Source organism: Xanthomonas sp. MLO165, assembly GCF_018831305.1.
Lineage (GTDB): Bacteria > Pseudomonadota > Gammaproteobacteria > Xanthomonadales > Xanthomonadaceae > Xanthomonas > Xanthomonas arboricola.
On the sequence record NZ_CP029263.1, the window covers coordinates 1,785,354 to 1,797,602 of the forward strand.

Consider the following 12,249-nt stretch of genomic DNA (forward strand, 5'->3'; position numbering starts at 1 on the left):
GCGCGGCGTCAGCCTGCGCAAGAGAAAATCCCAATATCGCTCGCAAGCGCGCGCTTATGGGGGCAGCGGAGTTTCCGCATCTGCCAGCGGCAGCTGGATATCGGTCAGCCGCCAGCGCAGCCCTTGGCGGGTCAGCACGAACACCACCGGCGCTCCGGTCGCGGTGCGGGTGGTGGCGGTGAAGCGGCGGGTGGATTCGAAGCGCTGCTCGGCGCCTTGCAGCGGACGCGCCGGCGCCGGGGCCGCATAGGTGTCCGGGCTGACGGTGGTGCCGGTGACGCGATTCCACACGCTATGGCCTTGCAGCAGCGCGCCGATGCCCAGCGGCGTCACCAGCGTGTCCACGCCGGCACCGCTGATACCGCTGGCGAGCTGCAGGGCGAACCCGCCGAGCAGGCTCGATTGCATGCGGCTGCCGGCCTGGCGGACCAGGTAATCGTCCAGCTGCGCCTTGAGGTTGACCCGCAGGCTGGGGAAATCCACATGGCGTTCCAGTTGCGCCGTGTCGCGATTGGCGACTGCCTGGCTGATGCCGCGAATGGCCAGGTACGGGCCTGCAACCACATAGCTGACAAGCAGCAGCACGGCCAGTACGGGCAACAGCAACCAGCGTTTGTTCATGGTGTGCAGTCCATCGCGGTGGTTGGTGCAAGACGCAGCGATGCACAGCGCCGCGCAGCGAGAGATCGCTTCGGTGTGCCGACCGCCGGCGCCGCGTCGATGGCCGTCGGCGCCGCGCGATCCATCAAAATTCCAGATCCAGCGCGGCGCACAGGTAATCGACGAACGGCGCCAGCACCACCAGGTCGGCCTCGATGGTCTGACGCAGGCGCGGGCCGGTCATGACGGCATCGTCGAGATGACGCAGGTACGCCCAGTTGCGATGCTTGAGATCGTCGATGAACTCGAACTCGTTGGGAAAACCGCGCGGTGCACGCACCAGCTTCTCGCTGTCATCCAGCGCGAACTTGCGGCGCAGTCTGGGTTCGTAGGCGGCCGCTTTCCAGTTGGCGGGATTGTCGAAAATGAACTGGCGCAGCTTGCGCTGGGTGTCCGGCTCCGGATGCCACAGCCCGGCACCGACGAAACTCTCACCCGGCTGCAGATGGATGTAGAACGACGGCGCCGGCACCTGGCGGCGGCGCTCATGAAACAGGCGCGCGCCCTGCCAGTTCTTGTACGGCGACTTGTCGTTGGAAAAACGCGCATCGCGGTAGATGCGAAACAGCGAGCCGCCCTGGGTCTTGGGATCGGCGCGATAGTGCTCGCTGACCTCGGCCAGGGCCGGCTGCAGGTCGGTGATGAGCTGCAGAAACGGCTGGCGCACATGCGCCTCGTACTGATGCCGGTGGTCGTTGAACCAGGTCTTGTCGTTGTGGCGCGCCAGGGCGCGCAGGAACTTGAAACTGGCGTCGGAAAAATAGGTGGTCATAGCGTGCGTTGGAGGTCCAAACCCCAGGCGGCGAGCTGATCGAGCAGGGACTGCTTGGTAGCATCGTCGGGGTGAGCAAGCCGTAAATCCGCGATCTGCGCATGGAACTGATCGAGCGTGACCTCGCCCAGGCCACGGTCGTCGAGCAGGCGTTGACGGCGATAGACATTCCAGCGTTCCTGCTCTTCGAACGACAGCGTCTGCGGCCAGTTGCGCGCGCGGTAGCGGAACAGCAACTCGACCAGGCGCGGGTCGCGGAAGCGCGACTCCAGCGCGCCCAGTTCGGCCGGCGCACTGGCGCGCACCTGCGCCAGCAGGCGCTTGTCGCCTTCGGCCAGGAAGCCGTCGTAGAGCGAGGCATCGGCATCGTTGACCGCCGGCGCCGCAGCGCGTTCGTTGCCGTACACCTGGCGCACTTTTTCGGCCAGCTCAGGGCCGAGCTCGCGCAGGCGTGCAGCCTTGGCCAGCACCGCGTCGTGGTCGATGCCCAGGCGCTGGAAATCCGCTGCGCGCAGATGCTGCCAGGCCACCAGCGCCGGCGACTTGTTCAAGTGCACTTCCTTGAGCGGAATGTGCTGCTCGCCCTCGGGCAGGTCGGCGGCGCGGATATACAGCCGGTCGGCGATCTCGTCCGGGCTCAGGCGCAACAGCACTTCAGGGTCGCCATCCAGATCGAACACGATCACGCGGCTGTCGATGCGCGGATGGCGCGTCAACGGCAGCACCGCGGCGGCGCACATGCGCGAGGCGGGATAGCGCTGCGAGATATGCAGCACCGGTTGCATCGCGATGACGTCCAGCAGCGTCGCCGCAAAGCGCTTGTCGCGCAGGCGCAGCGCGTAGTCCCACAACTTGGGTTGATGCTGCTGGAACCTGCGCGCCATGCCGATGGTGGCGTACACGTCCGACAGCGCCTCGTGCGCGTCGCCTTCGCGCACTGCGTTGGCATCGGCCAGGTGTTCGAGCTTGAACGAGGTGGCGCCGTCTTCGCGCTGCGGCCAGACAATGCCGTCAGGGCGCAGCGCATGCACCAGCCGCAACACGTCGAGCAGGTCCCAGCGTGAATTGCCGCCGCGCCACTCGCGCTCGTACGGGTCGTAGAAATTGCGGAACAGCCCGCAGCGCACAAACTCGTCGTCGAAGCGGATCGAGTTGTAGCCCAGCGTGCAGGTCTGCGGCCGGCTCATCTGCTCGGAGATGCGCGCGAACGCTTCGGCCTCGCTCACGCCTTCGCGCAGTGCGTGTTGCGGGGTGATGCCGGTGACCATGGTCGCGTACGGCGAGGGCAGCAGATCGTCGGCCGGTTGCACATAGAAACTGATCGGCTCTTCGATCACGCGCAGTTGCGCATCGGTACGCACCGCGGCGAACTGTGCGATACGCGTGCGGCGTGGATCCTGGCCGAAGGTTTCCAGGTCGTAGAAGAGAAAGCTGTCAGGCATGCCGTATGAAATCCAGATCCGCGGCGCACTGCGCAGGGCGCCGCCAGTGCTGCCTAGTATCTCTTATCCGCACCTACGCCTGCTGACGCCGGCCTGTGCGGGTGGATCAGTGCGCGCCTTCCAGCGGCTGCAGGCGCGCATGCACGACCGCCTCCAGCGCGGCCCAGTCGATGCGCGACAGGTCGCTATGCCCGCGCGTGGCCTCGACCAGGATCTGACGCTGGATCTCGCTGCGCGCCAGGGCGATCGAGTAGCGCGTGCGCAGGAAGGTCACCATCGTGTAATGCGGCACGAAACGGGTGGGCCAGCGCGCCTGCAATTGCTGTTCGAGCGCGCGTTGCAGCAGGAAATCGGGATCGTCGACGCGGTCGCGCATCTCCAGGTAATTCTCCAGCGCCATCTGCTGGATCGCTGCGGCGTCGTCACGGCGTGCGGCCTGGAACGCGGCAAACGCAGTTTCCAGATCCTCGTGCGCATCCAGCTGCTCTGCCAGCGCCACGCAATCTTCGAACGCGCAGTTCATGCCCTGGCCGTGGAACGGCACCATCGCGTGCGCGGCGTCGCCGATCAGCAGTGCGCGGCCGCCCAGATGCCAGCGGTCCAGGGTGAGGGTGCCGAGCAGGCCGGGCGGATGTTCTTCCCAATGCTCCTTGAGCTGCGGGATCAGCGGCAGGGCATCGGGAAAATCACGCGCAAACAGGGCCAGCGCTTCGTCGCCGGTACGCGTGGTGGCAAAGCTGGGCTCGCCGGCGTTGGGCAGGAATAGCGTGACGGTGAAGGTGCCGCCGTCGTTGGGCAGCGCGATGCACATGTAGCGCCCGCGCGGCCAGATGTGCAGCGCATTGCCTTCGATGCGGAAACCGCCACCGGGCAACGGCGGAATTTCCAGCTCCTTGTAGGAGTGATCGAGGAATTCGGTGCGCTCGCCCAGCGGCGACTTGCGCTGCATCGCCGCGCGCAACGCCGAGCCGGCGCCATCGCTGCCGATCAGGCTCTGGAAGTGGATTTCGTGCGGCTGGTCGTCGCGGTCGTCGATGAAGCGCGCATAGCCGGCATCGAAGTCCACCGTGTGCAGGCGGCGATAGAAATGCACGCGTGCACCAGCGCGTTCGGCCAGATCCAGCAGTGCGACATTCAATGCGGCGCGGTGGATCGACCAGATCACTTCGCTGTCGTCGCGTCCGTAGCGTTGCAGCTGCGGTTCGCCGATCAACGGATGCACCATGCGCCCGCGCATCATCACCGCCTTGGCCATCACCGCGTCTTCGGCACCGGCCTGGCGCAGCGCATGGCGGCCGCGCTCGGCCAGCGCCAGGTTGATCGAGCGGCCGGACTCGTAGCCCTTGATGCGCGGATCGCCGCGGCGCTCGTAGACGGTGACCTGCCAGCCGCGACGCGACAGCAGGATGGCCAGCAGGCAACCGGCCAGGCCAGCGCCGATCAAGGTCAGGGAACGGGGAGAGACTGCGCTCAATGCGGTATCCGGCAGCGGCCGGACGCAAGTGCCGGCGAAGGGGGGGAACGGGGATGGCTGGCAACGGCACCTGCCGCGATCAGCCAGGTGCGGGTTCGGAGTGTACGTGCGCGTGTGCCGGTTCCGGCCCACGCACCGATCTGGTCGATGGCACAGTCTGTGCCGTGCGTACTCAGGCGCTGGCCCAGGTTTCCACCTGTTCGACCAACCGATGCAGATCGCTGAAGCGGTTGTACAGCGGCACCGGCGCGATGCGGATCACGTCTGGCTCGCGCCAGTCGCCGAGCACGCCGACCGACTGCAGGTACTCGAACAGCGAGCGCCCCTGCGCGCGGCCACCGGCCACCCGCAACGACAGCTGGCAGCCGCGTTGCGCCGGCTCGGCCGGGGTGACGATCTGCAGCGCCTGCGGCACGCGGGCGTGGATCAGCTGTTCCAGGTGCCCGGTGAGTTGTTCGGACTTGGCGCGCAGCGCCGGCATGCCGGCCTGATCGAACAGCTCCAGCGACGCACGCAGCGGCGCCAGCGCCAGCACCGGCGGATTGCTCAGCTGCCAGCCTTCGGCGCCAGGCGAGGGCACGAACTGCGGCTGCATGCGGAAGCGGCTCTGCTGCTCGTGTCCCCACCAACCGGCCATGCGCGGCAGGTCGCTGTTGGCATGGCGTGCGTGCACGAAACAGCCACCCACCGCGCCGGGGCCGGCGTTGAGATATTTGTAGTGGCACCACACCGCAAAATCCGCGCCGTCGTCGTGCAGCGTCAACGCGATATTGCCGACCGCATGCGCCAGGTCGAAACCCACCATCGCGCCCTGCGCGCGTGCCAGCCGCGCGATTTCGCCCAGCTCGAAGGCCTGGCCGGTGCGGTACTGGATGCCGGGCCACAGCACCAGCGCCAGCCGCGGACCGTGCCGTGCGATGGCATCGGCGATCGCCGCCATCGATACCGTGCCATTGGGTTGGTCGGCTTCCACTTCGATCAGCTGCGTGACCGGATCCAGCCCATGCAGGCGCAGTTGCGATTCCACCGCATGGCGGTCGGACGGAAACGCGCCGGCTTCGATCAGGATGGCGCCACGTTCGGGCGTGGGCCGGTAGAAGCTGGCCATCATCAGATGCAGGTTGACGCTCAGCGTGTTCATCGCGACCACTTCGCCGGGCTGTGCGCCGACCACGCGCGCCAGGCCATCGCGCACCAGCTGGTGATAGGTCAGCCACTGGGTGGGACCGGTGAAGTGGCCTTCCACCGCGAGCGCGCCCCACTGGTCGAGCACCTCGGCCACCATCGCGCGCGCGCCGCGCGGCTGCAGGCCCAGCGAATTGCCGACGAAATAGGTCTGGTCCTGGCCGGCATGCTGCGGGAACACGAAGTCATCGCGCAGGTGGCGCAGCGGGTCGGCGGCGTCCAGGGCAACGGCATGGGCGCGGGACAGCAGGTCGGTCATGATCACGGCTCGCAACGCAGGTCAGTGACGCAGTTTACCCGCCGGCACCGTGTGCGCCGTCATGCGCGGCCGCTGCCTCGGTTGCAGCGGTGGTCGAGGCTGGCCGGGCAGGGCGCAGTAGATGCGTCAAGGTGCCGATACTGTCGGTGATGCGGTCGATGGTGTCGGCCAGTGCGGCGGTGGCGGGCGAGCCGTCGGGTAGGGCTGCTAGCGCATCTGACAGCTGGCGCTCGGCGCCGCGCAGGGTGGCTGCGGCGGGAATGCCGCCGTCGACCAGGCAGGCGATCAGCTCGGACAATGCCTGGTCGGCCTGTTGCGCGAAGGCGGGCAGCGCTTCCAGCGCAGGCAGGGGATGGCCGTCGCGCAGTACCGCCTCCAGCGACAGGGTGGCGCGGATCAGCCGGTTGCCGTTGGCCAGCAAGGATTCGGCGAGTTTGAGCTCGTGCAGATTGCGCCGGCTGCGTGGCTCGCCGCGCAGGCGTTCGATCGAGGCCTGCGCGTTGGTGCGCGCCACGCGTGCGGCAGCGCGGGTGTCGCCCAGATCCTCCATCCTGCCTAGCAGCAGATTGCGCAGATGATCGCTATAGGCGCTCAGCAGTTGCGCCAGCGAGGCGCGGATATGCCGACGCTCGCGCGTGGGCCACACCGCGTAGGCGATCAACGCCCATGCACTGCCGGCGACCGTGGCCTGCAGACGCGCACCGATGGCCTCGCCCGGTGCCACGCCTTCGAAGGACAGCAGCAGCACCAGCATGCCGGTCAGAAACGCCACGCCGATGCCGTAATTCACCTGCGTCAGCAGGCGGAAGCCCAGGCAGAACAGCGCCAGCAACGCCAGGCGGACGCTGGCGCCGTCCATCGCCAGGTGCGCCAGCAAGGTCGCCACCAGCAGGCCGACGAAGGTGCCGGCCACGCGCAAGGCGCCGAAGCTGAAAGTGCCGCCGAAATCCGGCTTGAGCACGATGGCGGTGGTCATCGGAATCCAGAAGCCGTGCGGGATCTGCTGCCAGCGCTGGAAGGCGATCGCCAGCGCCAGGCACACGCCGCAGCGCAAGGCATGCCGGAACGCCACCGAGGACAGATCCAGGTTCGCGCGCAGCGTGGCCCAGGTCGCCGCGGGCCGCAGGGCCGCCGGCAGGCGCGCTTCGGCCAGCTGCGCCTGGATCTCGCCACGGCTGCTGGCCCAATGCGCGTTGCGGATCAGGGCGCGCAGCTGGCCGCCCAGGCCTTGCGCGCGCGCCACCGCCACCCGCACCAGCCGGCGCTCGCGGGTATCGGCGTTGTCGTGCTGGAACTGCGCCAGTGCGGCGACCAGATCGTCGAAACCGGTCATCGAGGCATTGGCGGCGAGCGGGTCTTCGCCCACCGTCATCGCATGCGCGAGCTGTTCCAGCACGATGGCGCTGCGTTCGAGCACGCGCTCGATCGCCGGGCGCGCCTGCGAGTCGGTCAGGCGGGTATCGACATCGGCCAGCGACAGCAGCTCGAGCCGTACGCGCTCGCACAGCTCGGCGATGATGCGGAAGCTCTGCACGGCGATCGCGCGCGAGCGATGCTCGCCATGCAGCATCACCATCGCATCGAGCACTTCCTGGGTGGCCGGTGGCGGGGCGCTGGCTTCCGGACGCTGGCGTGCGATGCCGGCCAGTTGACGCATCAGGTCGGCCAGCGCGAAGCGCTCCGGGCGATAGCGTTGCAATGGCCAGGCCGCCAGTGCCAGCACTACCTGGAGCAGGCCGCCGGCGAAGATCAATGCCGCCACGCCCGCGGCCTGCTGCACCGGCAGGCGCATGTCGGCGCTGACCACCAGCAGGATCATGCTGGTCAGCCCCACCCGCGCTGCCACCGGGCCAAGTGCCACCAGCAAGCCGCCGCCAAGACCGAGCAGCAGCCCGGCGATCACCAATGCCGGCGTGTTGTGGCCGACCCAGATGCCAAGCAACGCAGCCAGGCCCGCTGCCAGCGCGGCCATCAGCATGCGCTGCAGGCGCGCACGGTACGGGCCGGGCTGGTCGGTGAACATGGTGTTGAGCGCGCCGGTACACACGGCCAGACCGGCGGCGACATGCCCGGTGGCCACGCCGACCGCCAGCGGCAGCACCACCGCGGCGGTGTTACGCAACGCAACGCGCAATGGCACGTCGCGCGGCTTGAGGTCGATCAGCGTGCGCAGCATGGCATGGGGTTCAATGCGGACGCACGGCGCGGCTGCGGCGCGTGCACACGCTCGACACACGGTGCGCTGCGCGCAGCTGCATCGTCATTGCGTTGCGCGGCATTGCGAGGGCGCGGCGGCGCGCCGATGGCCACCGCCGAGCGAATGCGCTCGAAGACCTGTGCGACGCGTGCCTGGAATTGCCCCGGCCATCGCCCACTCATGCCTCGACAGTGGCATAGCGCTCCGGCGCAGGGTGCAGATGCCCGCACTGGCTGCAGGTGCGCAGCGCGAGCGAACGATAGAAATGATCGAACACCGGCGGAAAATCGGTTTCGATGTCCTGCAGCGGAAACATCGCCTCGTACAGTTTGTGATTGCACTGCGGGCAATACCACTGCAGCCCGTCCTGCTCGTTGGGCAAGCGTTCGCGTTCGATCACCAGGCCGATCGAGCCGGCCGCGCGTTGCGGCGAATGCGGCACCTTCGGCGGCAGCAGGAAGATCTCGCCGGCGCGGATCGGGATGTCGCGTGCCACGCCTTCGTCCTGCACCTTCAGCACCATCTCGCCTTCGAGCTGGAAGAACCACTCCGGGCCTTCGTCGTAGTGATAGTCGGTGCGCGCATTCGGCCCACCGACGATCATGATGATGAAGCCGTCCTGCTGGATGCATTTGTTGCCCACCGGTGGCTTGAGCAGGTGGCGGTGTTGCTCGATCCAGGCTTGCAGGTTGATCGGCGGGACCAGCATCGACGTTCCTCGGCAAAGAAGACGTCCAGCATAGCCAACCGACGGCGCCGATGGGCGCCGCGGCCGGATGGCGTGCGGGTGCGGCTCAGCGTTCGGCGTGATCGGCCTGGATGCGCGCCAGTGCGGCGTCGTAACGTTCCTGCAGCAGCTCCGGGCGGTCGATCGACATGCCCAGGTCGTGCGCACGTCCGTCGCGCAGGCTGTAGACCCAGCCATGCACCTGCAGTGCCTGGCCGCGGTCCCAGGCGTCGCGCACGATGGTGGTGCGGCACACATTGACCACCTGTTCGAGCACGTTGAGCTCGCACAGGCGCGCGTGCTGCACCGGCAGGTCGCCCGCGTCGTGCAGGCAGGCCTCGTGCTTGTCGGCCACATCGGTGACGTGGCGGATCCAGTTGTCGACCAGGCCCATGCGCTTCTGGGTCAGGCTGGCGAACACGCCGCCGCAGCCGTAATGGCCGACCACCAGGATGTGCTTGACCTTGAGCACGTCGACGGCGAACTGGATCACCGACAGGCAGTTCAGGTCGGTATGCACCACCACGTTGGCGATATTGCGGTGGACGAACACCTCGCCCGGGGCCATGTCGATGATCTGGTTGGCCGGCACGCGCGAGTCCGAGCAGCCGATCCACAGGTACTCGGGCGTCTGCTGGGTGGACAGCTTGGAGAAGAATTCCGGGTCCTCGCGGCGGATGCGCTCGGACCAGGCACGGTTGTTTTCAAGCAAATGGTTGAGCTCGTTCATGCGCGCAGTATTCCAGAAAACGCAGTGTTGGTGGCCCCTGTCGGGGCCCGGGATGAATCAGCTTTCAGGCTTCGTAGTATCGGTGAAGGGCCGATGTGCCGCTATTGCACCGATGCGGAAACTGGCGCCACCGATCAATTCAACAGGTGGCGCCGATGGCTGACTTCAACATGTTTTTTCCAACCCTGCTCAAGCACGAGGGCGGCTTCGTCAACGACCCCGCCGATCCGGGCGGTGCCACCAACAAAGGCATCACGCTGCTGACCTTCAAGGCCTGCGCCCAGAACTTGCTCGGCGTGGAGCCAAGCTTGGCGAACCTGCGTGCATTGACCGATGCCCAAGCCGGGGTCATTTACAAGACGCAGTACTGGGACCGGCTACGCGCCGACCAAATCGCACTGCAGCCGTTGGCCAACATCTTGTTCGACTTCTATGTCAACGCCGGCGGCAACGCGATCAAGCTGCTGCAGACCGTGCTCAACGCCCAGACCGGCGGCGCGCTGGTGGTGGACGGACGGATGGGACCGGCGACCTTCGCCGCCCTGGCATCCAGCAACCAGCAAGACCTGTATGCGCGCTACAAGGTCGGCCGCAAGGACTACTACCAGCGACTGGTCGCCGCGCGACCGGCGCTTGGCAAGTTTCTCAAGGGGTGGCTGGCACGCGTGGATAGCTTTCCCAACGTGGTCTGAGCCGTCACCGTCCCCGCGACATCTCCGACCAACGAGCCCAACATGGCGCAAATCTCCCTCAATGATCTGATCGAAGCGCTGGCCGGGGCAGTTATCGACGCCCAGGACCGGATCGAACAGCACCAGATGGCTAACCTGGGCGCGTTCTTTGACGAGGACAACCGTCCCAGAAGCGTTCTGATCCGCTTGCCGTCGCAGCACCCGGAAGCGGGCGAGAACGACGAAGACCTGTATCGCGCACCGCTGTTGCCGCTGGTGTCGTCCAATGTCCTGCGCATCAAGGACGTAGAGATCAGCTTCGATGCACAACTCGGCGAGCTCAGCGAACTGGACGAAGCCGCGTTGCCGGCGTCGCTGGCGGTTCCCGCCGCCGTCGATGACTGGCATCCCAAGCCGCCAGCGCTGCCCGGCCAGATCGGCATCGACCTCGGCTCCAATGCAAAAAGTGCGCGGCACAGTGCGGTGCATGTCGTGTTACGCGTGGAAGGCAGCGAGCCGACCGAAGGCGTGGCACGTCTCATCAATCGCCTTGCGCAGTCGCAAGGCGTGTTCAAGACGGTCAAGGGCGATTGATCCCCGCCGTCATCGATTGTTTTTCAAACAACCACTCTTCAGGAGAACACCATGAGCGATATTGTCAATATGTCCGACCAATTCAAGGGCCTGCCGATGGCGGACCTGATCGGCGCCCCGTTGCGTGCAGCCTGCGATGCGCAGGTCATGCTGGCCCGCGCCACCGCCGACTTCATCAAGGTCATCGGTTTTCTGCCGCCGACCGACCCTGCTGCCAATCCCAACGGAAACGGCGGTACGCGGACCGCGCAGTTCAAGTTCAAGCGCCCGGTCGAAGACCCCAGCGGTACCGGGATGGCCGAGGAGGAAGTCGAGATCGTCGTGCCGCTGCTGACCTTGGTCAACGTTCCCAATTTGAGCATTCAGACCGTAGACGTGACCTTCGACATGGAAGTCAAATCCTCGTTTTCGGAAAAGGAAGCCGAAGACAAGAGCCTCAAGGTGGATTTGGAGGCAAGCGTCGGCTGGGGCGTGTTCAAGGCCAAGGTCAACGTGCAGGGGTCGGTGTCCAGCCACAAGGAAAACACGCGCTCTTCCGATAACTCGGCCAAGTATCACGTCGCATTGCACGCCGAAGATCGCGGTACCCCCGAAGGGCTGTCGCGCGTGCTCGACATCCTGCAGACCGCTGCAGCACCACGTAAAGTCACTGCGCCTGTGCCGGTGCCGTAAGCGTCGCTGTTGAGTCCTACACCTTTCTATCACCCGAGTCGTTGCCGATGATCGATTTGTCAGAAGTGAGCTACATCAAGCGCATCGTCGTCGGCAGCGACAACCCGGCAAAGATGCAGACCGCTGAGCAGGTCGAGGCCGCGCAGCATCTGCTCAATCGCTGCCTCAGCGAAGCGCCCAGGGGAACGATTCTCGGCATCGAGAAGAGCTTCACCATTGTGCAGCTGGGCGAGCATCAGGTGGTGCTGCAATGGTTGTGCTACCACGTGGGGTTCAAGCGCAAGCCGATCTGGCTGACGGAGTCGTAGATGGCACACGCGGGCTATTCCCTGGACGCCTTCGTGGAGCTGCTCGACCAGGCCGTCCGACAAGCGCAACAGCGATGCCGCCAGCGGCACGCCGCACTGGTGGATGCTGTGGTGGCCGCCTACGGCATGCAGGTTCGCTGCATGCATGATGACGGAACGGCCCAGGGCGAAAGGGAGACCCTGCTGTCCATTCCGGTCTGCCAATTGCGTGCGCTGCGGCTATCGCAAATCAGCGAGTTTTCGTTGACGCTGCACGTGCAAATAGAGCCGGTCACGCAGAGCGACGGCGCTCCCGGACTGGCGCTGCGTATCGCGCCGCCATGCAGCCGTACGCCAAGCCACGCGCTGAAAATCGGCTATCAAGGCAGCGAGTGTCCGCGGGGCGTGCTTTGGTTCGATGGCATCGCGCTGAAGGAATGGACGCTTCATCCGTTCGTGGACGTGCCATCTTCCGATCCCGGAGCGGTGCCGTGAGGTTGCTGCTGTCAGACGCCGATGCCCGCGCGCTCGCCGAGCGGCTGGGAACCGATGTGGCGGCCCTGCATGCGGATCTTTGCC

Annotated in this window: 13 protein-coding genes; 5 read left to right on the top strand and 8 right to left on the bottom strand. The window is 66.4% G+C overall.

Annotated elements, in window-relative coordinates; genetic code table 11:
- Positions 1 to 54: 54 nt before the first annotated feature.
- The 8 genes from DGN21_RS07740 to can all read right to left on the bottom strand — a co-directional run bounded on the left by DGN21_RS07740 (position 55) and on the right by can (position 9,446).
- Entirely contained in the window at positions 55 to 621 is a 567-nt protein-coding gene (locus DGN21_RS07740) for a DUF2939 domain-containing protein (protein ID WP_126965592.1), read from the bottom strand.
- 124 nt (positions 622 to 745) lie between these two features.
- Entirely contained in the window at positions 746 to 1,432 is a 687-nt protein-coding gene (locus DGN21_RS07745; protein WP_024940671.1) for a DUF2461 domain-containing protein, read from the bottom strand.
- On the bottom strand, positions 1,429 to 2,874 hold the full coding sequence (gene sbcB / locus DGN21_RS07750; RefSeq protein ID WP_215825178.1) for an exodeoxyribonuclease I: 1,446 nt from the start codon (positions 2,872 to 2,874) through the stop codon (positions 1,429 to 1,431). The genes DGN21_RS07745 and sbcB overlap by 4 nt, the downstream gene beginning before the upstream one ends.
- 106 nt (positions 2,875 to 2,980) lie before the next feature.
- Complete coding sequence (locus tag DGN21_RS07755; protein WP_054592270.1) at positions 2,981 to 4,348, bottom strand: NAD(P)/FAD-dependent oxidoreductase; 1,368 nt, start codon at positions 4,346 to 4,348, stop codon at positions 2,981 to 2,983.
- A gap of 172 nt (positions 4,349 to 4,520) precedes the next feature.
- Positions 4,521 to 5,792 carry a kynureninase gene (kynU, locus tag DGN21_RS07760; RefSeq protein WP_215825179.1) on the bottom strand — a complete coding sequence of 424 codons (1,272 nt, stop codon included), beginning with the start codon at positions 5,790 to 5,792 and terminating at the stop codon, positions 4,521 to 4,523.
- 34 nt (positions 5,793 to 5,826) lie between these two features.
- A complete protein-coding gene (locus DGN21_RS07765; protein WP_215825180.1) occupies positions 5,827 to 7,968 on the bottom strand; it encodes an FUSC family protein in 2,142 nt (713 codons plus the stop codon).
- Positions 7,969 to 8,167: 199 nt separating this feature from the next.
- On the bottom strand, positions 8,168 to 8,698 hold the full coding sequence (locus tag DGN21_RS07770; RefSeq protein ID WP_024939857.1) for a 3-hydroxyanthranilate 3,4-dioxygenase: 531 nt from the start codon (positions 8,696 to 8,698) through the stop codon (positions 8,168 to 8,170).
- Between the two features lie 85 nt (positions 8,699 to 8,783).
- On the bottom strand, positions 8,784 to 9,446 hold the full coding sequence (gene can, locus DGN21_RS07775) for a carbonate dehydratase (protein WP_016902447.1): 663 nt from the start codon (positions 9,444 to 9,446) through the stop codon (positions 8,784 to 8,786).
- A gap of 155 nt (positions 9,447 to 9,601) precedes the next feature.
- Between can and DGN21_RS07780 the strand changes: the two genes are divergently transcribed.
- From DGN21_RS07780 to DGN21_RS07800, 5 genes are read left to right on the top strand one after another with little or no spacing between them, the layout of a single operon-like run.
- Positions 9,602 to 10,138: a glycosyl hydrolase 108 family protein gene (locus tag DGN21_RS07780; RefSeq protein WP_184576917.1), complete on the top strand. Its 537-nt coding sequence runs from the start codon at positions 9,602 to 9,604 to the stop codon at positions 10,136 to 10,138.
- Between the two features lie 42 nt (positions 10,139 to 10,180).
- The gene (locus DGN21_RS07785; protein ID WP_039520615.1) at positions 10,181 to 10,711 is read left to right on the top strand and encodes a DUF2589 domain-containing protein; all 531 of its coding nucleotides are present in this window, start codon (positions 10,181 to 10,183) and stop codon (positions 10,709 to 10,711) included.
- 51 nt (positions 10,712 to 10,762) lie between these two features.
- Positions 10,763 to 11,383 carry a DUF2589 domain-containing protein gene (locus DGN21_RS07790; protein ID WP_215825181.1) on the top strand — a complete coding sequence of 207 codons (621 nt, stop codon included), beginning with the start codon at positions 10,763 to 10,765 and terminating at the stop codon, positions 11,381 to 11,383.
- 47 nt (positions 11,384 to 11,430) lie between these two features.
- Complete coding sequence (locus DGN21_RS07795; protein WP_016904187.1) at positions 11,431 to 11,691, top strand: hypothetical protein; 261 nt, start codon at positions 11,431 to 11,433, stop codon at positions 11,689 to 11,691.
- Positions 11,692 to 12,165 (top strand): hypothetical protein, encoded by a 474-nt coding sequence (locus DGN21_RS07800; RefSeq protein ID WP_215825182.1) that lies wholly within the window; start codon positions 11,692 to 11,694, stop codon positions 12,163 to 12,165.
- The last annotated feature ends 84 nt before the right edge of the window (positions 12,166 to 12,249 follow it).

Bases quoted from the DNA above. Each gene is read 5' to 3' on its own strand.
- DGN21_RS07740 (WP_126965592.1), bottom strand. From the start codon at position 621: ATGAACAAACGCTGGTTGCTGTTGCCCGTACTGGCCGTGCTGCTGCTT.
- DGN21_RS07745 (WP_024940671.1), bottom strand. From the start codon at position 1,432: ATGACCACCTATTTTTCCGACGCCAGTTTCAAGTTCCTGCGCGCCCTG.
- sbcB (WP_215825178.1), bottom strand. From the start codon at position 2,874: ATGCCTGACAGCTTTCTCTTCTACGACCTGGAAACCTTCGGCCAGGAT.
- kynU (WP_215825179.1), bottom strand. From the start codon at position 5,792: ATGACCGACCTGCTGTCCCGCGCCCATGCCGTTGCCCTGGACGCCGCC.
- DGN21_RS07765 (WP_215825180.1), bottom strand. From the start codon at position 7,968: ATGCTGCGCACGCTGATCGACCTCAAGCCGCGCGACGTGCCATTGCGC.
- DGN21_RS07770 (WP_024939857.1), bottom strand. From the start codon at position 8,698: ATGCTGGTCCCGCCGATCAACCTGCAAGCCTGGATCGAGCAACACCGC.
- can (WP_016902447.1), bottom strand. From the start codon at position 9,446: ATGAACGAGCTCAACCATTTGCTTGAAAACAACCGTGCCTGGTCCGAG.
- DGN21_RS07780 (WP_184576917.1), top strand. From the start codon at position 9,602: ATGGCTGACTTCAACATGTTTTTTCCAACCCTGCTCAAGCACGAGGGC.
- DGN21_RS07785 (WP_039520615.1), top strand. From the start codon at position 10,181: ATGGCGCAAATCTCCCTCAATGATCTGATCGAAGCGCTGGCCGGGGCA.
- DGN21_RS07790 (WP_215825181.1), top strand. From the start codon at position 10,763: ATGAGCGATATTGTCAATATGTCCGACCAATTCAAGGGCCTGCCGATG.
- DGN21_RS07795 (WP_016904187.1), top strand. From the start codon at position 11,431: ATGATCGATTTGTCAGAAGTGAGCTACATCAAGCGCATCGTCGTCGGC.
- DGN21_RS07800 (WP_215825182.1), top strand. From the start codon at position 11,692: ATGGCACACGCGGGCTATTCCCTGGACGCCTTCGTGGAGCTGCTCGAC.